18 protein-coding genes are annotated in these 23,564 nt (G+C 67.9%); 4 read left to right on the top strand and 14 right to left on the bottom strand.

Annotated elements, in window-relative coordinates; translation table 11 throughout:
- Nucleotides 1-12 precede the first annotated feature (12 nt).
- Nucleotides 13-831, bottom strand: coding sequence for a purine-nucleoside phosphorylase (locus FB478_RS10870; protein WP_056393537.1), 819 nt, complete (start codon nt 829-831; stop codon nt 13-15).
- 103 nt (nt 832-934) lie between these two features.
- Here FB478_RS10870 and FB478_RS10865 point away from each other — a divergent pair, with 103 nt between their 5' ends.
- Nucleotides 935-2,350 (top strand): NAD(P)H-quinone dehydrogenase, encoded by a 1,416-nt coding sequence (locus tag FB478_RS10865; RefSeq protein ID WP_056393538.1) that lies wholly within the window; start codon nt 935-937, stop codon nt 2,348-2,350.
- Between the two features lie 20 nt (nt 2,351-2,370).
- Here FB478_RS10865 and FB478_RS10860 read toward each other — a convergent pair whose 3' ends face one another.
- Genes FB478_RS10860 through FB478_RS10850 form a run of 3 tightly spaced genes read right to left on the bottom strand, consistent with a single transcriptional unit; the run spans nt 2,371 to nt 7,548 of the window.
- Nucleotides 2,371-3,930, bottom strand: coding sequence for an FAD-dependent oxidoreductase (locus tag FB478_RS10860; protein WP_056393540.1), 1,560 nt, complete (start codon nt 3,928-3,930; stop codon nt 2,371-2,373).
- Nucleotides 3,927-6,134: a molybdopterin oxidoreductase family protein gene (locus FB478_RS10855; protein ID WP_056393542.1), complete on the bottom strand. Its 2,208-nt coding sequence runs from the start codon at nt 6,132-6,134 to the stop codon at nt 3,927-3,929. The genes FB478_RS10860 and FB478_RS10855 overlap by 4 nt, the downstream gene beginning before the upstream one ends.
- Nucleotide 6,135: 1 nt before the next feature.
- Complete coding sequence (locus tag FB478_RS10850; protein ID WP_144600450.1) at nt 6,136-7,548, bottom strand: MFS transporter; 1,413 nt, start codon at nt 7,546-7,548, stop codon at nt 6,136-6,138.
- 278 nt (nt 7,549-7,826) lie between these two features.
- On the opposite strand from FB478_RS10850, the gene FB478_RS10845 reads away from it, so the two are divergent.
- Nucleotides 7,827-9,236, top strand: a complete 1,410-nt coding sequence (locus tag FB478_RS10845; protein ID WP_056393544.1) for an MFS transporter — start codon at nt 7,827-7,829, stop codon at nt 9,234-9,236.
- A gap of 58 nt (nt 9,237-9,294) precedes the next feature.
- Here FB478_RS10845 and FB478_RS10840 read toward each other — a convergent pair whose 3' ends face one another.
- From FB478_RS10840 to FB478_RS10815, 6 genes are all read right to left on the bottom strand, one after another.
- Nucleotides 9,295-10,026 carry a glutamine amidotransferase gene (locus FB478_RS10840; protein WP_056393546.1) on the bottom strand — a complete coding sequence of 244 codons (732 nt, stop codon included), beginning with the start codon at nt 10,024-10,026 and terminating at the stop codon, nt 9,295-9,297.
- Nucleotides 10,027-10,069: 43 nt separating this feature from the next.
- Nucleotides 10,070-10,507 carry a nuclear transport factor 2 family protein gene (locus FB478_RS10835; protein WP_018770100.1) on the bottom strand — a complete coding sequence of 146 codons (438 nt, stop codon included), beginning with the start codon at nt 10,505-10,507 and terminating at the stop codon, nt 10,070-10,072.
- A gap of 18 nt (nt 10,508-10,525) precedes the next feature.
- Nucleotides 10,526-12,337: a biotin carboxylase N-terminal domain-containing protein gene (locus FB478_RS10830; RefSeq protein ID WP_051081389.1), complete on the bottom strand. Its 1,812-nt coding sequence runs from the start codon at nt 12,335-12,337 to the stop codon at nt 10,526-10,528.
- Between the two features lie 129 nt (nt 12,338-12,466).
- The gene (locus FB478_RS10825) at nt 12,467-13,111 is read right to left on the bottom strand and encodes a nucleoside triphosphate pyrophosphatase (RefSeq protein WP_018770098.1); all 645 of its coding nucleotides are present in this window, start codon (nt 13,109-13,111) and stop codon (nt 12,467-12,469) included.
- Between the two features lie 9 nt (nt 13,112-13,120).
- The gene (locus FB478_RS10820; RefSeq protein WP_144600448.1) at nt 13,121-15,643 is read right to left on the bottom strand and encodes an MMPL family transporter; all 2,523 of its coding nucleotides are present in this window, start codon (nt 15,641-15,643) and stop codon (nt 13,121-13,123) included.
- Between the two features lie 18 nt (nt 15,644-15,661).
- Complete coding sequence (locus FB478_RS10815; RefSeq protein ID WP_144600447.1) at nt 15,662-16,336, bottom strand: TetR/AcrR family transcriptional regulator; 675 nt, start codon at nt 16,334-16,336, stop codon at nt 15,662-15,664.
- Nucleotides 16,337-16,499: 163 nt separating this feature from the next.
- On the opposite strand from FB478_RS10815, the gene FB478_RS10810 reads away from it, so the two are divergent.
- Nucleotides 16,500-17,060, top strand: coding sequence for a hypothetical protein (locus tag FB478_RS10810; RefSeq protein WP_144600445.1), 561 nt, complete (start codon nt 16,500-16,502; stop codon nt 17,058-17,060).
- Nucleotides 17,061-17,153: 93 nt separating this feature from the next.
- Here the strand turns inward: FB478_RS10810 and FB478_RS10805 are convergent, their stop codons facing one another.
- From FB478_RS10805 to FB478_RS10790, 4 genes are all read right to left on the bottom strand, one after another.
- Nucleotides 17,154-18,602, bottom strand: coding sequence for a dicarboxylate/amino acid:cation symporter (locus FB478_RS10805; RefSeq protein WP_144600443.1), 1,449 nt, complete (start codon nt 18,600-18,602; stop codon nt 17,154-17,156).
- Nucleotides 18,603-18,786: 184 nt separating this feature from the next.
- Nucleotides 18,787-20,472 carry a DUF885 domain-containing protein gene (locus FB478_RS10800; RefSeq protein WP_144600441.1) on the bottom strand — a complete coding sequence of 562 codons (1,686 nt, stop codon included), beginning with the start codon at nt 20,470-20,472 and terminating at the stop codon, nt 18,787-18,789.
- Nucleotides 20,473-20,540: 68 nt separating this feature from the next.
- Entirely contained in the window at nt 20,541-20,792 is a 252-nt protein-coding gene (locus FB478_RS10795; protein WP_018770092.1) for an acyl-CoA carboxylase subunit epsilon, read from the bottom strand.
- Complete coding sequence (locus tag FB478_RS10790; protein ID WP_018770091.1) at nt 20,792-22,375, bottom strand: acyl-CoA carboxylase subunit beta; 1,584 nt, start codon at nt 22,373-22,375, stop codon at nt 20,792-20,794. The genes FB478_RS10795 and FB478_RS10790 overlap by 1 nt, the downstream gene beginning before the upstream one ends.
- A 216-nt stretch (nt 22,376-22,591) precedes the next feature.
- On the opposite strand from FB478_RS10790, the gene FB478_RS10785 reads away from it, so the two are divergent.
- On the top strand, nt 22,592-23,479 hold the full coding sequence (locus FB478_RS10785; protein ID WP_026265902.1) for an NAD(P)-dependent oxidoreductase: 888 nt from the start codon (nt 22,592-22,594) through the stop codon (nt 23,477-23,479).
- The last annotated feature ends 85 nt before the right edge of the window (nt 23,480-23,564 follow it).

Raw genomic sequence — 23,564 nt, 5'->3', positions numbered from 1 at the left:
GCGCCTGATCCGTTAGAGCCGGGCGATGATATCGGCCAGCAGCCTGGAGATGCGCGGGCCGGCTGCCCGGCCGGATTCGATGACTTCCTGGTGGCTGAGCGGCTGGGGGCTGATCCCGGCCGCGAGGTTGGTGACCAGCGAAATTCCGAACACTTCCATCCCGGAGTGCCGCCCGGCGATGGCTTCCAGCGCCGTGGACATGCCGATCAGGTCGGCACCGATCCGCTTGGCGTACTGCACCTCGGCCGGTGTTTCGTAGTGCGGGCCGGGGAACTGTGCATACACGCCCTCGTCCAGGGTGGGGTCCACCTCGCGGGCCAGCCCGCGGATGCGCGGCGAGTACAGGTCGGTAAGGTCCACGAAGGTGGCGCCTTCCAGCGGTGAGGACGCGGTGAGGTTGATGTGGTCCTTGATCAGCACCGGGGTGCCGGGGGCCCAGTCCTCGTTGAGTCCGCCGCAGCCGTTGGTGAGGACCAGGGTGCTGCACCCGGCGGCCGCCGCGGTCCGGATTCCGTGGACCACTGCCCTGACGCCCTTGCCCTCGTAGTAGTGCGTGCGGGCGCCCAGGACCAGGGCGCGCTTTCCCGAGGGCGTCAGTATGGAGCGGATGGTGCCCACGTGGCCTTCCACGGCGGGGGCATGGAAGCCGGGGACTTCTTCGGCCGACAGGGTGGCGGTGGTCTCGCCGATGAGGTCGGCGGCCTCGCCCCACCCGGAGCCGAGGACCAAGGCAGTGTCGTGCCGGTCCACGCCTGTCTCTTCGGCGATGTAGTCCGCTGCGGCGCGTGCGGCGGCAAACGGGTCCGTGTTCAGGAAGTCTGTTGTACTCACCAGTACAAGTTATCGTGCCGCCCGTGTTGCCCCCGTCACGGCCGGCCCGGAGAGCGCCCTGTTTTCTTGGTGGTCAGCGGCAAATGGGCGAGAATGGATGACTGTGACTACGCATCCAGATTTCAGCTCCCCCCGGATCGCAATCCTGGGAGGTGGTCCCGGCGGATACGAAGCCGCCATGGTGGCCGCCTCGCTCGGGGCGACGGTCACCATCATCGAACGCGCGGGCCTGGGTGGATCCGCCGTGCTGACCGATGTGGTTCCCTCCAAGACCCTCATTGCCACGGCCGACCTGATGACCCGCGTGGCAGAGGCCGGCGAGCTGGGAGTGAAGTTCGACGTCGACGGCGGCGACTTCGTGCCGGTGATGCGAGCAGACCTCAAGCACATCAACGACCGCCTCCTCAACCTTGCCCGCAACCAGTCCCAGGACATCCGGGACGGCCTGGAAAAGCTGGGCGTGCGGATTATTGCGGGTTCCGGCCGGCTGCTGGACACCCACACCATCGAGGTCATGACGGTGGACGGCACCGAGACTGTAGAGGCGGACACCATCCTGCTGGCCGTGGGTGCACACCCGCGCGAGCTGGAGACCGCCCGCCCCGACGGTGAGCGGATCCTGAACTGGACGCAAATCTACAACCTGGACGAGCTGCCCGAGGAGCTCATCGTGGTGGGGTCCGGTGTTACCGGCGCGGAGTTTGCCTCCGCCTACAACGGCCTTGGTTCCAAGGTCACCCTGGTGTCCAGCCGCGACCGCGTGCTGCCCGGCTCCGACGTTGACGCCGCCGTGGTCCTGGAGGAAGTCTTCGAACGCCGCGGGGTCCGGGTTTTGTCCCGTTCCCGTGCCCAGACCGTGGAACGCACCGACAACGGCGTGGTGGTGACCCTTTCCGACGGCTCCACGGTGACCGGCAGCCACTGCCTGCTCTGCCTGGGGTCCATCCCCAATACGGCAGGCCTGGGCCTCGAGGAGGCCGGCGTCGCCGTCAGCGAGAGCGGCCACATCAAGGTGGACGGCGTCTCCCGCACGACGGCCCCGAACATCTACGCCGCCGGTGACTGCACGGGCGTCCTGCCGCTGGCCTCCGTGGCCGCCATGCAGGGCCGCATCGCGGTGGCGCACTTCATGGGCGACGGCGTGACCCCGCTCAAGCTCCACCAGGTGGCATCCAACATCTTCACCTCGCCCGAAATCGCCAACGTTGGCGTATCCGAAGCCGAGATCGAGTCCGGCAAGTACCAGGCCGACGTCGTCAAGCTCTCCCTGCGCAGCAACGCCCGCGCCAAGATGCGCAACGCCAAGGACGGGTTCGTCAAGATCTTTGCGCGGAAGGGTTCCGGCACGGTGATCGGTGGCGTGGTGGTGGGGCCGAACGCCTCGGAGCTGATCTTCCCGATCTCCATCGCGGTCAAGCAGAAGCTGCACGTTGACGACGTCGCCAGCACCTTCACGGTGTACCCGTCGCTGACCGGATCCATCTCCGAAGCCGCCCGCCGCCTGCACGTCCACATGTAACGAGGGGCGGGCAGCCCCGGTCAGGCTGCCGGCACCGCCCGGAAATGCCGTTCAATGAGGCCCTTGATGTCCTCATGGCAGCCACCGCATCCTGTGCCCGCCCGGGTGGCCTTGGAAACGTCCGCCACCGTGGAGCAGCCGTCGGCCACGGCGCCCGTGATGGTGGACCCGCTGACTCCGGCGCACCGGCACACGGTCCCGGCCGGGTCCGCGGCTGCGCCCGGCAGCTGGTCCGGCCCGTCCAGGCGGAGGAGGAGCGACCGGTCGGCAGGCAGTTCTGCGCCGCGTTCGAAGAGTCCCACCAGCTCGGCCGCCGTGCGGGGCATGCCCACCGCCACCAGGCCTTCGAGCACTCCGCCTCGGGTGGTCATCTTGACGTACCGGCCGTGCTCAGGATCAGCCCACTGGGCCACCTGCAGGCGGGCCCTGCCGTTGGCCGCGCCCGCCGTGAGCGCTTCCTCGTCCCACGGATCCGCGTCGTTGTTCCCGGCCACGGCCATGTTCAGGCCGCGGGCCTTCAGCACCACGACGCCGGGCTGTTCCGGCGGGAGCGCGGACAGCAGTTCCGCCTCCTCCACCCCACCGGAGGACAGCAGGGTCAGGTAGCCCGCCAGCCACTCGGCCTGCCGCCAGCCAGGGCCCACCAGGCCGGAGGGCCCCGTGGCGTTCCGGCATGCGGCGCAGCCCGGATCGGGGCAGTGGACCTCCGCGCAGTCGCCGATGGCAAAGATATGCGGTTCGTGGTGCGCCCGCAGCCGGTGGTCCACCAGGATCCCGGTGCCGGTGGCCAGCCCGCAGCCGTCGGCCAGCTCCGTCCGGGGACGCACCCCGCATGAAATGACCAGGAGGTCCCCGTCAACCGCCTGCCCGTCATCCAGCAGCAAAGCCGAGAAACCGCCGTCGGGCGCGTTGTGCTCAACGCCGGTGGAACGGGCGTTGCCTGCCACCCGGACCCCGCAGCGCCGCAGCCCTGCAGCGAGGACGGCCCCGCCGGCACGGTCGATGCTGCGCCCCAGGGGGTGCGGGCCGTTGTGGACCACCGTGACGGTGGCGCCTTCCTCCGCTGCGGCCAGCGCCGTTTCCAGGCCCAGGACGCCGCCGCCCAGGACCACTACGCGCTTGCCGCCGTCCACCGCCTGCCGCAGGACAGCGGCGTCGCGAAGGTCCCGCAGCGCGGTGACGCCGGCGGGAAGCACGGGGGAGGAAGGATCCGGGTTGATGCCGGTCAGGTTGGGAATGACGGGCCGGGATCCGGTGGCGAACACCAGCCGGTCGTAGTGCACGGGTGCTCCTTCAGCAAGCAGGACCTGCTGCCGGGGCCTGTCCACGCGCTTGACCCGCACGCCCAGGCGGACGTCCACGCCGTCCGCGGCCAGCTCGGCGGCATCGGCAAGGGCCAGTGCGTCAGCGGTGGTCCGGCCGACGCCGAGGTCGGCCACCAGGACGCGGTTGTAGGCTGCCTCGGGTTCCTCACCGAGCACGGTGACCTGGACCTGCCCTGCGCGCACGGCGGGCAGGAGCTCGTCCACCAGCCTGGCGGCCACGGGGCCGAATCCCACGATGACAATCTGCTCGCTCATGAGGCCTCCGTCGTTTGCAGCATGCGGGCGGAATCGGGTGCGGCCACGGGCCGGACCCATACGGTGTTGAATTTGAATTCGGGCATCCCGGAGATGGGATCAGTGGCGGCTTCGGTGAGGCGGTTGGCGCTTTCGGAGCCGGGGAAGTGGAAGGGCAGGAACACTGTCTCCGGGCGGATGGCTGTGCTCAGCTCCGCATGGCACACCACCTCGCCGCGCACGTTCGCCACGGAGACCAGCGATCCGGCGGCGATGCCCATGGCGGCTGCCGCCGAGGGGTGGATCTGCACCCTCGCCTCGGGCTGTGCGGCGACGAGTTCGGCCACCCGCCGCGTCTGGGCCCCTGACTGGTAATGCTCCAGGAGCCGGCCGGTGATGAGGGTCATGGCTTTGCCGGCGGGGTCTCCGAAGGTCCCGCCATCGCCGGCAGAAGTACGACGGCGGCGCGGCACCACCGGGACCATCACGGCCTTGCCGTCGGGGTGGGCGAAGCGGCTGGCGAACAGCCGCGGCGTTCCGCTGCTGCCGGCCGGGTAGGGCCAGTAGGCGGCCTCCCCGCGGTCCAGCATGGCGTAGTCAATGCCCGAGTAGTCTGCCAGGCCCCCGGCGGAGGCACGCCGCAGTTCCTCGAAGACCGTCTCCGGATCCTCGCTGTAGGTGGACGGGGCGTCCAGCCGCTCGGCGAGGCGGGCCATGATCCACAGCTCGCTCCGGGCACCAGCCGGAGGTGAGATGGCACGGCGGCGGCGCAGGACGCGCCCCTCCAGGTTGGTCAATGTCCCCTCCTCCTCCGCCCACTGCAGCACGGGAAGGATAAGGTCCGCCTCCGCGGCGGTTTCGGACATGAAGAAGTCGCAGACCACCAGGAAGTCCAGGCTCCGCAGCCCTTCGATGACGGCGTTGGCGTCGGGAGCTGCCACCGCGATGTTGGAGGCATGCACAAAAAGGCACCGGACGCCGTCGGGCTTTCCCAGTGACTTCAGCAGCTGCACGGCGGGCAGGCCGGGTCCGGGGATGGTCTCCTCCGGAACGCCCCAGACGGCCGCGACGTGTGCGCGGGCAGCCGGGTCGGTGATCTTGCGGTAGCCCGGGAGCTGGTCCGCCTTCTGGCCGTGCTCGCGGCCGCCCTGGCCATTGCCCTGGCCGGTAAGGGTCCCGTACCCGCTGCGGGCGGAGCCCGGCAGGCCCAGGAGGAGGCTGAGGTTGATGGCCGCGGTTGCGGTGTCGGTGCCGTCCACGTGCTGTTCCACGCCGCGTCCGGTGAGGATGTAGCTTCCGCCTTCCCGCGCCCCGGCAGCGAGCATGCGGGCGGTTTGCCGGATCAGTTCCGCGGGGACGCCGGTCAACGACTGGACGCGTTCGGGCCAGAAGGCGTTGACGCTGCGGACTACGGCGCTGTAGCCCGAGGTGCGCTCTTCGATGTAGGCGGTGTCCACCAGGTTCTCGTGGATGACCACGTGGGAGAGGCCCAGCAGCAGGGTAAGGTCGGTGCCCGGCAGCGGCTGGAGGTGCAGGCCGCCGCCGTCGGCCGTAAAGGCTGCCGTGGCGGAGCGGCGGGGGTCAACCACCACCAGCCCGCCGGCGTCGCGGGCTCCGCGCAGGTGCTGTACGAACGGGGGCATGGTCTCGGCAACGTTTGACCCCAGCATCAGGATGGTGCTGGCGGTGTCCAGGGCTTCGAGCGGGAAGGGCAGGCCGCGGTCCACGCCAAACGCCCGCATTCCGGCGGCCGCGGCGGATGACATGCAGAACCTGCCGTTGTAGTCGATGCGTGAGGTGCCCAGGGCCAGCCGGGCGAACTTGCCCAGCTGGTAGGCCTTCTCATTGGTGAGTCCGCCGCCGCCGAAGACGCCGACGGCGTCCGCGCCGTGGCGTGCGCGGGCGTCCTTCACTGCCTGGGCGGCAAGGTCCAGGGCCTGGTCCCAGCCGATGGGCCGGTGGACGCCGTCGGGTCCCTTCAGCAGCGGCTCGGTGATCCGGCCCGCATGGTTCAGGAGCGTGGGGGAGGTCCACCCTTTGCGGCAGAGGCCGCCGCGGTTGGTGGGGAAGTCCCGGCCTGCAACCTCCAGTGCGGGCGCGGGATTCGGTGCAGGCACGGGGCCTGGCCCCGGCTGGGCAGCCGGGGCCAGGCCCGCAGGGGACGTGAGCGTCATGGCGCACTGCAGGGCGCAGTAGGGGCAGTGCGTGTCGGCGCTTTTGGTCATGTTAGACGTGTCCCATCGCGTTCCGGCCGGCGTTGCGGATGTAGCAGGTCCAGCAGACCAGCAGCATCACCACGTAGGCGGCAACGAATCCGTAGAAGGCCGGGGTGTAGGAGCCACTGGCGGTGCTGGAAGCGTTCAGGACCTGGGGGATGACGAAGCCGCCGTAGGCTCCGATCGCTGAGATCAGCCCGAGTGCCGAGGACGCCAGGCGCTGGGTTGCCACGGAGCTGGCGCCGTTGCGTGCGGCCCGGCTGGAGGTGGCGAAGATGACGGGGATCATCCGGTAGGTGGCGCCGTTTCCAAAGCCGCTGGCGGTGAACAGCATCAGGAAGAGGACCAGGAAGAGCCAGAAGTTCTTCAGCGGCAGGGTCCAGATCATGGTGAGGGTGATGACGGCCATGGAAGCGAAGGCTGTGACGGTCATCCGGGCCCCGCCCATGCGGTCCGCCATGCGTCCGCCGTACGGGCGGGCCAGCGAGCCCACCAGGGGGCCCAGGAATGCAAGGGACAGGGCCACGGTGCCTACTCCGATGGAGGAGAACGCGGGGAAGTAGTCCTTGATCAGCTTGGGGAACACGCCGGCGAAGCCGATGAATGAGCCAAAGGTGCCGATGTACAGCAGCGCCATGATCCACAGGTGCGGTTCCTTGAGCGCAGCGACCGAGCCGGCCACGTCACCCTTGGCGCTGGTGAGGTTGTTCATGTACTTGAAGGCGCCGAACGCTGCGAGAAGGATGAAGGGAACCCACATCCAGCCGGCCATGGGAAGGTTGACGGTGCCGGCGGCCAGCAGGGTGATCACGATGGGAACGGCAAGCTGTGCGACGGCGGCGCCCAGGTTCCCGCCTGCGGCGTTCAGGCCCAGCGCCCAGCCCTTTTCCCTGGCCGGGTAGAAGAAAGTGATGTTCGCCATGGAGCTGGCGAAGTTGCCGCCGCCGAAGCCGGCCAGTGCGGCCACGAGCAGCATGACGCCGAAGGGCGTCTCCGGGTTGGAGACACACAGCGCCAGGCCGGTGGAGGGGATCAGGAGCAGCAGGGCGGACACGATGGTCCAGTTGCGTCCGCCGAACCGGGGAACCATGAAGGTGTACGGGATGCGGAGGGTGGCGCCCACGAGGCTGGGCATGGAGATGAGCCAGAAGATCTCCGAGATGGAGAATGTGAAGCCGGCGGCCGGCAGCTGGACCACCACAATGGACCACAGCTGCCAGACAACGAAGCCGAGGAACTCGGCGAAGATGGACCAGTTCAGGTTGCGGCGGGCGATGGCGCGGCCGGCGGTTTCCCACTGCTCCTTGTTCTCGGCATCCCAGTTGGCGATCCAGCGGCCGGGGCGGAATTCAAGGGCAGGGGTGTCTGTGGTGCGGGTAGAGCCGGGCTGTACGCCGGCATCGACGGTGCGGTCAACAGTCACGGGTTACCTCCTTCAGGGGGATGTTGTTCCTCAAAGGTAGGGACGGCGCGTTTCACGGACGGTCGATGTTTGTTAACGCGCTGTGACTTTTGCCTATCCGGTCCGGCCCGGCGGCGTGAGGCCGCCTGCCGGACCGCATTGTGAGACATGCAACACACGTCCGAATGGTGGACGTTTCGTCCATTGACTGGACGTGGCGAAGTAAGATCGAACTCTAACTATTCGAGCCGGGAGGCAGCCCTGCCTGTGCCCGGCCGGTCTCACGAAAGCGTTTACCTATGTCATCCACCGATACCACCACGGTGCCTGGTTCGCACCAGCCGGTGAACTCCCGCGGCCGCGTCATCGTGGCCAGCCTGATCGGCACCACAGTGGAGTTCTACGACTTCTACGTCTATGCCACTGCCGCCGTGCTCGTTTTCCCGAAGCTCTTCTTCCCGGGCGCGAACGAAACCACCCAGCTGCTGAGCTCCTTCGCCGTTTTTGGCGTGGCATTCATCGCCCGGCCGCTCGGCTCCATCGTCTTCGGGCACTTCGGCGACAAGTTCGGCCGCAAGGGCACGCTGGTGGCGTCGCTGTTGACCATGGGTATTGCCACCTTCCTCATCGGCTGCCTCCCCACCGCGCTGGTTCCGGGCTGGGAATTCTGGGCACCGGCCCTGCTGGTGGTCATGCGCTTCGCCCAGGGCCTTGCGCTCGGCGGGGAGTGGAGCGGGGCCGCGCTGCTGGCCACCGAGAACGCCCCTGCCAACAAGCGGGCCATCTACGGCACCTTCCCGCAGCTGGGCGCCCCGATCGGCTTCATCATCGCCAACGTCATCTTCCTGGTTGCGAGCTACACCCTGACGCCGGAAGCTTTCCAGGCGTGGGGCTGGCGCGTCCCGTTCCTGCTCAGCGCCGTCATGGTGATCCTGGGCCTGTACGTACGGCTCAAGCTGATCGAAACCCCCGCCTTCACCAAGGTGCTGGAATCCAAGGAGGTGGCCAAGCTGCCGCTTGGCCGCGTCTTCAGGACCAGCTGGCGCCAGCTGATCCTGGGCACCTTCATCATGCTGGCCACGTACGTGCTCTTCTACCTGATGACCACGTTCACCCTTACCTACGGCACCAAGCCAACCCTCGAAGGTGCCAAGGCCGCGGCCGAAAAGGCCGGAAAGCCCATGTCTGACGCCGCTGCTGCCGCGTTCGTTCCAGGCCTCGGCTACACCCGCAACGACTTCCTCTGGATGCTGATTGCCGGCGTCGTCTTCTTCGGCATCTTCACCCTGGTCTCCGGACCCCTGGCCGAAAAGTACGGCCGGCGCAAGATGCTCCTCGCCGTCACCGCGGGCATCTTCGTGTTCGGCCTGCTGTTTGTTCCGCTGTTCAGCGGTGGCTTTGTGGGCACCATGGGCCTGCTGATCCTCGGGTTCTCTCTCATGGGCCTCACCTTCGGGCCCATGGGAGCGCTGCTGCCGGAGCTGTTCCCCACGAACGTCCGCTACACCGGCTCGGCGATCAGCTACAACTTCTCCAGCATCCTGGGCGCTGCGGTGGCACCGTTCATCGCCGTGGCCCTGTGGGAAGCGGCCAAGGGCAGCCCTGTCCTGGTGGGTGTCTACCTGACGGCCATGGCCGTGCTCACCCTGATTGCGCTGTTCCTTACCCGCGAAACCCGCGACCTGGACTACGAGAACAACGTGGCCTGACGCTTCGGGTGCCGAAAATGCCCGGCGCGGCCATCCGGCCCGCCGGGCATTTTCATGCTCACCGTGCGTAGCGCGCCACGAAGTTCTTCAGCACGGCCATGGGCTCGGTGACCGTGAATTGGCGTGCGGCCGCCATCAGCTCCTCGGCGGATTCGGGCGGAAAGTAGCCGGCGTGCCGGTAGATATCGATCCGGGTCACCAGCCCGTCGGTGTCCAGTTCGGGATGGAACTGGGTGGCATAAAGGTTGGTCTTGACCCGGAACATGTGCACGGGGCAGGTGGCTGAGCGCGCCAGCAGCACCGCGTGCGGTGGCAGGGAACTGACCGCTTCCTTATGGCCGGTCAGGGCCGTGAAGGTCCGGGGCATGCCCTGCAGCAGGGGATCCTGCAGCCCGGCATCCGTCAGCTCGATTTCCACGGCGCCCAGCGGCTCGCCGTAGGTCCTGTCGATGACCGCGCCCTGGTGGCGGCCCAGCGTCCCCACCCCGTAGCAGGCGCCCAGGAAGGGAAAGTCGCGGGCCACCAGCTGGTCCAGGAGGCCGGACAACTCCCGCTCCACCCGGTGCTGGACCGGGCTCTTCTGCTCCGGCGGATCGCTGGACGTGAACGGGCTGCCGCCCACGATGACGCCGGAATAATCCGCAAGATCCAGCGCGGGCAGGGGAGCGGCCTCGAGCCTGACCCGGCGCAGCTCCCGTTCCTCAAGCCCGCCGTACCTCAGGTAGGCGGCATATTCCTCCTCCGCGGCAGCGTCTTCCGGGCGGGAGGCGAGGAGCAGGAAAGGCAGCATGAGCTAAGTCTGCATCCTGGCGGCGCCCCCTGCCAGCACCGGCTCAGCCGGCGGGCTGGGTCAGCGACCGGCGGGACTGTGGCCGGGCTGCGGGGTCGGCGTGGCGGTGCACCAGCTTCCAGTAGCCTTCCTCGCGCCGGAAGATACTGGTCACGCGAAGCGCGAATTCCTCGGTGGCGGCCGCCGCGTCCAGCCGTGCCCGGAAGTGCTCGGTCTCCACCAGGTAGGCGGTGTCCCGGGCGGTGTAGGAGGTGACGGTGTCGAAGCCCAGCATCTCGCCGTCGCGGAACTGCCGCGCCGCCTGGTCAAGCCGGGCCTCCACCTGGGCCCAGCCGCGCGCTATGCCGCCGAAGGGATTGGCCAGGGTGACGTCGTCAAGGCGGGAGTAGAGCTCCTTGATGGGGGCCGGGTTGCCCCGGGTGATTTCGGGAACCGCCTGGTGGTAGCGGTCCACTTCTTCCTGGAAGCTGGGTGCGAGCATGGCTGCCGGGACTGCTTTCTAGTCTTCGATGGTGGCGATGATGGCGCCCGCGGACACCGTTTCGCCCGCCGTTGCCGTCAGGCCGGTGATGGTCCCGGACCGGTGTGCGGTGAGGGGCTGCTCCATCTTCATGGCCTCGAGGACCACCACCAGGTCACCTTCGGACACAACGTCCCCGTGAGCCACGGCCACCTTCACGATGGTGCCCTGCATGGGGGAGGTCAGGGCGTTGCCGGTGGCAGCCGCGGGACCGGCGGAGCGGGACCGCTTCTTGGACTTGCCCGGCTTGGCGGCGGCGCCTGCTGCAGTGCCCGGCGTGCCCAGGGACGCGGGGAGGACCACCTCCAGCCGCTTGCCGCCCACCTCGACCACGACGCGCTGGCGGTCTTCTGCGGAGCCGTCTGCATCGGTTGGGGCATCCGGCGTCCAGGCGGGAAGGTTGTTGCTGAATTCGGTTTCGATCCACCGGGTGTGGACCTTGAACGGGCCCTCGGCCGGGGCGAAAGCGGGGTCCGACACAACTGCGAGGTCGAACGGGATGACGGTGGGGATGCCCTCCACCACCATCTCCTCCAGCGCGCGGCGGGCACGCTGGAGGGCCTGCGGCCGGGTGGCGCCGGTGATGATCAGCTTGGACAGCATGGAGTCGAAGTTCCCGCTGATCACGTCGCCCTGTTCCACGCCCGAGTCCACGCGCACGCCGGGACCGGTGGGGTTCTTCAGGACGCGGACCGTGCCGGGGGCCGGCAGGAAGTTGCGGCCCGGATCCTCGCCGGTGATGCGGAATTCGATGGAGTGTCCGCGGACCTCGGGATCGCCGTAGCCCAGTTCCTCGCCCCTGGCCAGCCGGAACTGTTCGCGCACCAGGTCGATGCCGGTGACTTCCTCGGAGACGCAGTGCTCCACCTGGAGGCGGGTGTTGACTTCGAGGAAGGAGATGGTGCCGTCCTGGCCCACCAGGAATTCGCAGGTTCCGGCGCCGAGGTAGCCGGCCTCCTTAAGGATGGCCTTGGAGGATTCGTAGAGGCGCCGGTTCTGGTCCTCGGTGAGGAACGGTGCCGGGGCTTCCTCCACGAGCTTCTGGTTGCGCCGCTGCAGGGAGCAGTCGCGGGTGGACACCACCACCACGTTGCCGTAGGCGTCGGCCAGGCACTGGGTTTCCACGTGCCGTGGGGCGTCCAGGAAGCGCTCGATGAAGCACTCGCCGCGGCCGAAGGCTGCGGTTGCCTCACGGACGGCGGATTCGTACAGCTCCGGGATTTCTTCCCGGGTGCGGGCCACCTTGATGCCGCGTCCGCCGCCGCCGAAGGCAGCCTTGATGGCCACGGGCAGGCCGTGGCGGTCCACGAAGTCCAGGACTTCGTCCGCGGACTCAACGGGGTCGGCGGTGCCCGGAACCAGCGGGGCGCCCACCTTTTCGGCGATGTGCCGGGCCTGGACCTTGTCGCCCAAGGCGGAGATTGCCTCCGGGGAGGGGCCGATCCAGGTGATGCCGGCCTCGATCACCCGTGCGGCGAACTGGGCATTTTCGGCCAGGAAGCCGTAGCCGGGGTGGATGGCGTCGGCGCCGGACTGGCGGGCGGCGTCAATGATCTTGTCCATCACCAGGTAGGACTCCGCCGCGGTGGTGCCACCCAGGGCGTACGCCTCGTCAGCCAGCCGGACGTGCAGCGCGTCCCGGTCCGGATCTGCGTAGACGGCCACGGAGGCAATGCCCTCGTCCCGGGCCGCCCGGATGATGCGCACGGCGATTTCGCCGCGGTTGGCGATCAGCACCTTTGTGAGGCTCGGCTGTGTAGTACCTGCGGACTGCTCCAAATTTGCTGACAAGGCGTCTCCTTCTTTCCTTCAGGGAGCCTAGCGCGCTTTTGGAGGTTCCGCCGATATTACTTGCGGAATCCGCGTGTAAACCGGCCGTCCTTTGTAGGGAAGCTACAAGCAGTGTGGAAACCGGGCGATTTACCGCCGGGGCCAGAGGTCCGTAATGCGCACGTTGGCGGACGCGAGCAGCCCGCGCAGGGTGGAGACGGAAAGGCCGACGACGGCGTGCGGGTCGCCGTCGACCTTCCGGATGAAGGCGCCGCCCAGGCCGTCGATGGTGAAGGAGCCCGCGCAGTGGAGCGGCTCTCCGGTGGCGATGTAGGCGTCGATCTCTGCCGGATCCATCTCCAGGAAGGAAACCTCGGCTGAGGCGACCGCCCCCACCGTGGCGCCCGAGCCGCGGCCGCTGCCGCCGTCGTCGTCCGTGTCCCTGCAGTCCACCAGCCAGTGGCCCGTGTGCAGCACTCCCGCGCTGCCGCTCATCCGGAGCATCCGCTCGCGGGCGACGTCGGCGGTGTAGGGCTTGCCGTGCGCCTCGCCGTCGAATTCAAAGACCGAGTCGCAGCCCAGCACCAGGGCGCCGTCCGCTTCCGGCAGCGCCGCCACGGCCTCGGCCTTGGCGCGGGCCAGCAGCAGCGCGGTGTCGTGCGGGTCCGTGACGCCGTACCGCGCCTGCACGGCGGCCTCGTCGACGTCGGAGACCAGCACGGTGTGCCGGATGCCGGCCTCGGCCAGGAGCTTGGTGCGGGCGGGGGACTGGGAGGCGAGAATCAGATGGAGCACGGCTTCAGCCTAGTGGACCAGCTCGCCGGAGGCGGGTGCTGCCTGGCCCCTGTTGAGCTTGGCGCCCTCCACGTCCACGTCCGGCAGGATCCTGTCCAGCCACCGCGGCAGCCACCAGGACCTGGCGCCCAGCAGGTACATTACGGCCGGGACGATGGTCATGCGGACCACGAAGGCGTCGAACAGTACGCCGAAGGCCATGGCAAAGCCCAGCGGCCGGACCATGGTGAGGTGGCTGAAGATGAAGCCGGAGAACACGCTGACCATGATGATCGCGGCCGCGGTGACTACGGCGGCCGCGTGCCGGAAGCCCACCCTGACCGCTTCCTTGGCGGACGATCCGTGCATGTATGCCTCGCGCATGCCGGAGGCGATGAACACCTGGTAGTCCATGGCCAGGCCGAACAGCACGCCGATCAGGATAATGGGCAGGAAGCTGAGCACGGCGCCGGGGTTGGCCACGTCGAAGATGTTCCCCAGCCAGCCCCACTGGTATACCGCCACCACGGCACCGAAGGCGGCGGACAGGGACAGCAGGAAGCCGCCCGTGGCCAGCAGCGGGACCACGATGGACCGGAACACCAGCAGCAGCAGGATCAGGGAAAGTCCGACGACGATGGCCAGGTAGGGCGGCAGGGCGTCACCAAGCTTGGTGGAGACGTCCACGTTGCCGGCGGTCTGCCCGGTCAGTCCCATGGCCACGCCGTAGTCGGACTGGATCTCCCCGTTGAGGCCGCGGAGCTCGGAGACCACCTTGACGGTGGTGGCGCTGGCCGGGCCCTCCTTGGGGATGACCTGGAACACGGCGGTCCGGCGGTCCTCGCTGAGGGCGACGGGCACGGCTGCCACCACATTGTCCACGGCACGGAGCTTGTCCGCGATGTCGTACTGCAGCTTCTGTGCCTGGGCTTCGTCCAGGTCCGCGGGGAACTCGCCGACGGCCACGATGGGTCCGGTGACACCTTCGCCGAAGCTGCGGGCCGTGAGGTCGTAGGCCTGGTAGGCCTCAGACTCCACGGGTTCGGAGCCTCCGTCCGGCAGGGCCAGCTGCAGCTGGGTGGCGGGCAGCGCAAGGGTGCCCAGCAGGAGGATGCCCGCGATCAGTGCCACCCACGGGTGCCGGGTGACCAGGCCGCCCCACCCGCGGGTGCTGCGTTCCTTATCGGCGGCGAGGTCGGCCGTTTCGTGGTCCGGTTCGGCGTTGTGGGCTTCGGCTTTGGCCCAGGCCCGCCGGGAGATGATGCGCCGTCCAATCAGGGACAGCATGGCAGGGGTCAGGGTGATGGCCACGAGCACCGCAACGGCCACGGTTCCCGCTGCCGCAAGGCCCATGACGGCGAGGAAGGGCAGCCCGGGGACCACCAGGGCGGCAAGGGCGATGATCACGGTCAGGCCGGCGAAGACCACGGCGTTGCCGGACGTGCCGTTGGCCCGGGCAACAGACTCCTCCGCATCCATGCCGGCAAGGAGCTGGGTGCGGTGCCGGTTGACGATGAACAGCGAGTAGTCGATGCCGACGGCGAGGCCAAGCATCAGGGCCAGCATGGGCGAGATGGAGCTCATGTCGAAAAGGCCGGAAAGGGCGAACGTGATGCCGACGCCCACGCCGACGCCGATGATGGCCATCAGCAGGGGCAGCCCGGCGGCGATCAGCGTACCCAGCATGAGGATGAGGACCAGCGCCGCAACGGCGATGCCGACGATTTCCGCAGTGCCGAACAGTGCCGAAATGTCCTCGGTGATTTCCTTGCTGGCCAGCGCCGTGACGCCTGCCGCGGAGGTCTCGTGGGCGATCTCCTGCACCTGCTTGCGCACGGCCGGGGCCAGCCCGTTGATGGAGGTCTTGAACTGCACCTGTGCCACGGCGGCCTTGTTGTCCCCGGACACGAAGCGGATGGCTGATGCTGCCTGGGCCTGCCGTTTGCCCTGTTCCAGCTTGGCCTTGTTGGCCGCCAGTTCCTGGGCGCCGGCGTCCAGCTTGGCCTGGCCCTGGGCCAGCGCTGCCTTCTGCTGGCCAAGCTGGGCTTCAATCAGTGCTGCCGGCGCCCCGGCGGCGGTGAGCTGCTGCTCGGCTGCCGCCAACTGCGCCTTGCCGGCTTCAAGCTGGGCCCGGGAGGCGTCCAGCTGTGCCTGCCCGGCTGCCAGCTGCTGTTCGCCGTCGGTGATGGCCTTGCCGGCCTGGTCCACCTGTGCCTGGGTGGCGAACGGGTCCACCGTGCCACGCACCTCGGGGAGGGTCTGGAGCTTCTTCAGCGCCTCCGTCACGGCCGTCCGGCTTTGGGCCGTGAAGCCGCCGTCCGGGGCTTCGAAAACGATCGTGGCGCTGCCGCCGGAGGCCGAGGGCAGCTCCTGCTTGAGCTTGTCCGCAATCCGCTGGGTTTCGGTCCCGGGAATCTGGAAGTTGTTGGACAGGGTGCCGTGGAATGCCGCGGCCGAGCCGCCCACGGCCACCAGCACGGCGAGCCACAGGGAGATGACAAGCCAGCGCCGGCGGTAGGAGAACTTGCCGAGGCGGTAGAGGAGCAATGCCATGCGGGTGAACCGATCTGATCAGGAGGAACGGGTGGCGGATGGTGGAGCGGGGGTGTTGAAGCCGGTGGCCAGCAGGGCCATGGCATCGATGAGCAACTGCCGGAGCTCGGCCAGGGATGCGGGTGTCAGGTCCGGACCGCGGCGGCTGAACCACACCTCCATGGCGGCCTTTCCGCAGGAGATGATCGAGCCGGCCAGGGCGTGGACATAAAGCTCGTCCTGGGCGCCGGGGGTGCCGGCGAGGCGTTCGCGGGCGACGGTGAAGACCTGCGCCCGGCAGTGGTCCCACGCCTCGAGTTCCGGGTGCGACATCAGCGGGCTCTGCTGGGTCAGCGTGAACAGTTCCGCCAGCGGCGCCACGGCCTTGGGGTCGGCAAGGGCCATCAGCGCGGCCTGGGCGGATTCCAGCATGGGCTCGTCCGCCGGGCGGAGGCGCAACTGCAGAATCGCGTTGTCCAGGAAGCCATGGACGATGGAGGCCAGGGCGGCGTCGGTGCTGCTGAAGTAGTTGAAGAAGGTGCGGCGCGAGATCCCCGCGGCGTCGGCGATGTCTTCCACCGTGAAGTTTCCGGGGCCTTTGGAGCGCAGGAGTCCCAGTGCGGCGTCGGTGATCGCCTGGCGGGTGGCGGCCTTGTTCAGCTCGCGCCGGGAAGGTGCGGCGGGTTCGTCCGGCGGGGCAACGGGTGATGTCACGCGCTTACACTACGTGCAAGTTTGCACTCAATGCAACTTAAATTCACAGGAGAACCATAGCTTCCCGACAGCCCTTCCTGATCCTTGCGCCGGATGCTTGGTATGCCTCGCCCGAGGCGAATCACCAGGAGCCGTCAGTTGACGGCGAATCAGGAGACACGACATGAGACGCACGAAGAAGATGACCGTGGGCCTGACGGCCGCAGCGCTGGCGCTTGGTGCCGGAATCGGCGTGGCCGGCATGGCATCCGCCACCACGACGCCCACTCCCACACCCAGCACGGGTTCCAGTGCTGCCGCTGACGGAACTACCGGCAGCGCCCCCGATGGCATGGGTAGGCACGGCGGCCGCGGCGGCCATGGGATGGAGCAGGCCTCGGCGCTGGCAGCGAAGCTGGGCGTTGATGAAGCCAATGTGGCCGACGCCTTGAAGGCCTTCCGCGAAGCCAACAAGCCCACCACGCCGCCGGCCGAGGGCCAGAAGCCGGATCCTGCCGCCCGCGATGCTGCACTCGCCAAGTCCCTTGCTGCATCGCTGGGCATCGATGAAGCGAAGGTGACCGCAGCGCTGCAGGAGATCCGCAGCGAGGAAGAGGCCGAACATGCAGCCGGACTCAAGTCCCGCCTGGACAAGGCTGTAGCGGATGGAAAGCTGACCCAGGCTGAAGCCGACGCCGTGACGAAAGCCATCCAGAACGGGGTAATCGGAGGTGGCTGGCACTGACCATCACTGTTGTTGAGCGATACGCGCAGCCCTGATTGCAGAAAGGCGTCCCCGGGAGAGTCTCCCGGGGACGCCTTTCCTTGCTGCTGTGCCTTACGCCTTTGCATCCTGCAGTTCGCGGGGTGCGGTGTCGGCGCTGGTGCCGTCGGTAGCGGTTTCGCCGGCGGCAGCATCGGCGTCGCTGTCATCCACGAACGGGGTCCCGTTGCGGGGTGCGTTGTACAGCGATTCGTCCAGGATGCCCTGGCGCTTGGCCACGATGGTGGGAACCAGGGCCTGGCCGGCCACGTTCACAGCGGTGCGCCCCATGTCCAGGATGGGATCAATGGCCAGGAGGAGTCCGACGCCGGCCAGCGGCAGTCCCAGCGTGGAGAGCGTCAGGGTGAGCATCACCACGGCGCCGGTGGTGCCGGCGGTTGCGGCGGAACCGAGGACGGAAACCAGTGCGATCAGCAGGTACTGGCTGAAGTCCAGCTGGATGCCGAAGAACTGGGCCACGAAGATTGCCGAGATCGCGGGGTAGATGGCTGCGCAGCCGTCCATCTTGGTGGTGGCGCCCAGCGGCACGGCGAAGGAGGCGTAGGCGCGGGGGACGCCCAGGCTGCGTTCGGTGACGCGCTGCGTCAGCGGCAGGGTTCCCACGGACGAGCGGGACACGAAGGCCAGCTGGACGGCGGGCCACACGCCGGAGAAGTACTGCTTGATGGACAGTCCGTGGCTGCGGACCAGGATGGGGTAGACGACGAACAGCACCAGGACCAGGCCGGCGTAGATGGCCACGGTGAACTTGCCAAGCGAGCCGATGGTGTCCCAGCCGTAGACGGCCACGGCGTTGCCGATGAGGCCAACGGTGCCCAGCGGCGCGATGCGGATGATCCACCACAGGACCTTCTGGATCACGGCAAGGGCTGAGGCGTTGAGGTTGAGGAACGGCTCCGCAGCCTTGCCCACCTTGAGCGCGGCGACGCCCACGGCGATGGCGATCACGAGGATCTGAAGGACGTTGAAGCTGACCGAGGTGGTGACGGCGCCGGAATCGCCGAAGGTGGAGCTGGCACCCAGGCCCAGGAAGTTCTTGGGGAAGAGGCCCACCAGGAAGGCCCACCAGTCACCGGACTTGCCGGTGTACTTGGCTTCCCCGCTGATGCCGGTGTTGGCGCCGGGCTGCAGCAGCACGCCCAGGCCGATGCCGATCAGCACGGCGATCAGGGACGTAATGGCGAACCACAGGAGCGTGTTCCAGGCCAGCCTGGCGGCGTTGGACACCTGGCGCAGGTTGGAGATGGAGCTGACGACGGCGGTAAAGATCAGCGGGACCACGGCGGTCTGCAGCAGGGACACATAGCTTGAGCCGATGGTCTGCAGGGTGGCGCCGAGGGCGTTGGGGTTGGCCTTGGTACTGCCGGTGTACTTGGCCAGCAGGCCGAGGCCAAGGCCCACGATGAGGGCGGCGATGATCTGGAAGCCGAACGAGCCCGCCCACCTGGGCAGCTGGAATCCGGTCTTCCCTGCGGGGGACGGGGTGCTTGTCTGAGTGCTCACCCGACTACGCTAGAGCCACCCCGCATACCACGACGAACGAACATTGAGAAATATTACGCGCCCACGCTCACGCAGGAAGCCGGCAAACCGAGCAAACACAAGGCAGACGACGGTCTATGTTACTTATTCCCGCCCCGGGTGTGCTTAATGTCTCCTGTTGCCCTCCCTCCCCGAAGGGGGGAGACTACGAGAGCAGCGCCCGGCGGAGCGTGTCGAGTCCAACGGAGCCGATGTTGAGGGCCTTGGTGTGGAACTCCTTGAGGTCGAACCCGGGCCGGGCCTCAAGTTCGGCGCGGATCTGTTCCCAGAGGCGCTGGCCTACTTTGTAGGAGGGGGCCTGGCCCGGCCAGCCGAGGTAGCGGGTGAACTCGAAGTTGAGTTGGCCTTCGCTGATGGGGAGGTTTTCCTTGAGGAAGCCGTAGCCCTTGTCCGCGGTCCAGGTGCCGGATCCCCAGCGTTGGGGTATCTCGAGTTCGAGGTGCACGCCGATGTCGAAGACCACGCGGGCGGCGCGCATGCGCTGCATGTCCAGCATGCCCATGTGGTCGCCGGGATCGTTGAGGTAGCCCAGTTCCTGCATGAGCTTTTCCGCGTAGAGTGCCCAGCCTTCGCCGTGGCCGGAGGTCCAGCAGACGTTCCGGCGCCATTTGTTCAGCAGCTCGCGGCGGTAGGTTGCGGTGGCCACCTGGAGGTGGTGGCCCGGGACGCCCTCGTGGTAGACGGTGGTGGTTTCAGCCCAGGTGGTGAACGTGTCCTCGCCGGCGGGGACGGACCACCACATGCGGCCGGGGCGGCTGAAGTCGTCGGACGGGCCGGTGTAGTAGATGCCGCCCTCGTCGGTGGGAGCGATCCGGCACTCGAGTTTCTTCATGACGTCGGGGATGTCGAAGTGCACTCCGGCGAGTTCGGCAACGGCTTTGTCGGAGAGGCCCTGCATCCATTCCCGGAGCGCCTCGGTGCCTTTCAGTTGCCGGGAGGGGTCGTTGTTGAGGATGTCCTTGGCTTCGGCGATGGTGGCGCCTGCCTTGATGGTGTCCGCAACGCGCTCCTGTTCCGCGATGAGGCGGTCCAGTTCCTCGACGCCCCAGGCGTACGTTTCTTCCAGGTCCACTTCCGCCCCCAGGAAGGAGCGGGAGGCCAGGGCGTAGCGGGCCCTGCCCACGGCGTCCTTCTCAGGCGCGGCGGGGAGCAGTTCGGTGCGCAGGAATTCTGCCAGCCGGGCGTAGGCACCCCGGGCGGCGTCAGCACCGGCGTCGAGCGTAGTTTGCAGCGCAGCGGGCAGTGGCCCGTCAGCCGTGGTGGCCTCTGCGGCCAGTTTGGCGAAGAAGCCGTCCGGGGCGGCGTACTTGGCCACCTGTTCGATGACGGTCCGCACCTGGCGGGCAGCGGCCACCCGGCCGGAGTCCCTGGCCATGCGCAGGGATTCGGTGTAGCCGCTGATGGCGGCCGGCACGTTGTGGGCGCGCCCGGCGATGTGCTCCCAGTCCTGTTCGGTGCCGGTGGGCATGAGGTCAAAGATGGCCCTGATGTCCTGGGCCGGGGAGGCGATGTTGTTCAGGTCCGCGTATTCCCAGCCGGAGGCGTGGATCAGCAGTTGCAGGCCGAGCCGTTCCCGCATGGCGTCCAGGGTGACGGCGTCCACGTCGTCTTCCGGTTCCAGGCCCTCCAGGGCAACCAGGGCCTCCCGCGCCGCCTCCGCGAATCCGGCAATGCCGGCGGGGGAGAAATCCTGGTACTCCGTTTCATGTCCCGGCAGGCCAAGGGTGGTGGCGAAGGTCGGGTTGAGCCTGATGAGGGTGTCCGTGTAGTTGTCCGCGACGGCGTCGATCCGGGTGTGCGGGCGCGCGGCGGGTGCAGTGTCTGTAGTCACATGACGAGACTATCGCCCGGACTGCGCCGAGGCCTGGGCCCACGCCGCCGGGGATCCACGCCCGGGACTCAGCCGCGGCTTCGTTTCCAGGCGCCGGGACCGGGCGTGGGTTCGAGCTTGAGCTGCTGCCGGCGCACCCAGTGCCGAACGGTCGGTTTGTCCGCACGTGCAGGTTCGGCGCCGCCAAGGGAGAGGACGACGGCGGTCAGTGCGGCCAGTTCCTCGGCGTTCGGCTGTCCTTTGACCACAGAGAGCAGCGGGGCGGCAAGCGCTTCGGCGGCGTCGGCGGCCGGCCCGGTCCCGGTATTTTCGGTGGCCATCACAGCGGGATGTTCCCATGCTTCTTGGCGGGGAGGCTGGCGCGCTTGTCGCGCAGGGCACGCAGTCCCTTGATGATTTGGATCCGGGTATCGGAGGGGGCGATGACGGCGTCCACGTAACCCAGTTCGGCTGCCTGGTACGGGTTGAGGAGTTCTTCCTCGTACTGGCGGATCACCTCGGCGCGGCGGGCCTCAACGTCACCGCCGTCCTGGGCGACCGCGGCGAGGTCGCGCCGGTAGAGGATGTTCACCGCGCCCTGCGCGCCCATCACACCGATCTGGGCCGTGGGCCATGCCAGGTTCAGGTCGGCGCCGAGCTTCTTGGAGCCCATCACGATGTAGGCGCCGCCGTAGGCCTTGCGGGTGATGACGGTGAGCTTGGGAACAGTGGCCTCGGCGTAGGCGTAGAGGAGTTTGGCGCCGCGGCGGATGATGCCCTGGAATTCCTGGTCCTTGCCGGGGAGGAACCCGGGGACGTCCACCAGGGTGATGATGGGGATGTTGAAGGCGTCGCAGTGCCGCACGAACCGGGCGGCCTTCTCTGACGCCGCGATGTCCAGGGTGCCGGCGAACTGCAGCGGCTGGTTGGCCACGATGCCCACGGTGTGGCCCTCCACCCGGCCGTAGCCGATCATCACGTTGGGGGCGTACAGGGCCTGCATCTCCAGGAAGTGCCCGTCGTCCACGATCTGTTCGACGACGGCGCGCATGTCGTAGGGCTGGTTGGCGGAATCCGGAACCAGCGTGTCCAGGGCGAGGTCGTCGTCGTCGACCTCCAACTCCTGCTGGTGCCCCAGCACCGGTGCTTCGGAGAGGTTGTTGGAAGGCAGGAAGTCCAGCAGTTCGCGCACGAACTCGATGGCGTCGGTCTCATCCGAGGCCAGGTAGGCGGACGTTCCGGTGGTGGCATTGTGCTGCCGGGCGCCGCCCAGGGTTTCCATGTCCACATCCTCGCCGGTGACGGTCTTGATGACGTCGGGGCCGGTAATGAACATGTGCGAGGTCTTGTCCACCATCACCACGTAGTCGGTGAGGGCCGGGGAGTAGGCGGCGCCGCCGGCGGAAGGCCCCATGATCAGGGAGATCTGCGGCACCACGCCGCTGGCGTGGACGTTGTTGCGGAAGATGTCCGCGAACATGGCCAGCGAGGCCACGCCTTCCTGGATGCGGGCGCCGCCGCCGTCCAGGATGCCGACGACGGGGCAGCCGTTGCGGAGCGCGAACTCCTGCACCTTGACGATTTTTTCGCCGTTGACCTGGCTCAGCGATCCGCCGTAGACAGTGAAGTCCTGGCTGTACACCGCCACCAGCCGGCCGTCGACGGTGCCGTAGCCGGAGACCAGGCCATCGCCCAGGGGTTTCTTCTTCTCCATGCCGAAGGCGGTGGAGCGGTGCACGGCCAGGGCGTCGAATTCTACAAACGAGTCTTCGTCCAGCAGCAGGGCGATGCGCTCGCGGGCCGTGTTCTTGCCGCGCGCATGCTGCTTTTCGATGGCTTCGGGGCCGGAGGGCTGTTCGGCGCGCGCCTGGCGGTCGCGGAAATCGGCAATCTTTCCCGCAGTCGTTGTCAGATCGTGGCTCATCAAGTGTCTCCGGCTCTGTAGCAGGTCAATTCTGTTGGCTGGCGGGCCCGTACTGTCTGGAGCTTTAAGTAGCATCCACACAAAAGACGAACCCTGCTGGCAAGTCTAGTGACGCTTTGGACGCCCGCAGCTGTAGGGAACCTACAATTTTCTGCCGTTCCTGCCACGTCCCCTCAATGTTACTCGCCGGTAACTTAGTTGGGTTACAGTGTTGCCATGACTTCAAGCGATGATGCTTTGCATGCTCCCGAAAGCCCCTACCGGGCCACCGGTTCCCTGGCGGGCAGGACCATCCTCATCTCCGGCGGCAGCCGCGGAATCGGACTGGCCATTGCCACAAGGGCGGCGCGGGACGGCGCCAATATAGTGCTGCTGGCCAAAACGGGGGAGCCGCACCCCAAGCTGGCGGGCACCGTGTATACGGCGGCTGCGCAGCTCGAGGAGGCCGGCGGCCAGGCGCTGCCGCTGGTGGGCGATGTGCGCAGGGACGAAGACGTGGCCGGCGCCGTGGCCGCAGCCGTTGAGCGGTTCGGCGGCATCGACGTCGTCATCAACAATGCCTCCGCCATCGACCTTTCCACCACTGATGCAGTGGACATGAAAAAGTACGACCTGATGCAGGACATCAACGTCCGCGGCACCTTCCTGTTGTCCAAGCTGGCGCTCCCGGCGCTCCGGAAGTCGGAACAGGGGCACATCCTCACGCTCTCGCCGCCGCTGAACCTCCACCCCTCCTGGGCGGGGAGGCACCTTGCGTACACCATGGCCAAATACGGGATGAGCCTGACCACGTTGGGGCTGGCGGAGGAACTGAAGGCTGACGGCATCAGGGTCAACTCCCTGTGGCCCTGCACCCTCATCGATACCGCCGCCATCCGGAACATGCCCCACGGCGAAACCATGGTGCTGGCGGCGCGTGGACCGCAGATCATGGCGGACGCCGCCCACGCCATCCTGACCGGCAGCAACCTCGCCGCCGGCGGGCCGCCGTCGGGCAACTTCTACACGGACGAGCAGGTCCTGGCGGCAGCGGGAGTGACCGATTTCCGTCCTTACAGCCTGGGAGCACCCGAAGACCGTCTGGTTCCGGACATCTTCCTCTAGGCGGCCGTACGGGCGTGGCCGGGTTGTCCTTCCCGGGGCGGCAGACGGCTCGGTGGGACCGGGCCAGGCTCGGTAGGATTTGGGT

It is taken from the genome of Arthrobacter sp. AG367, assembly GCF_007828995.1.
In the GTDB taxonomy this organism is placed as follows: domain Bacteria; phylum Actinomycetota; class Actinomycetes; order Actinomycetales; family Micrococcaceae; genus Arthrobacter.
This window is presented reverse-complemented; position numbering and strand designations above follow the sequence as displayed.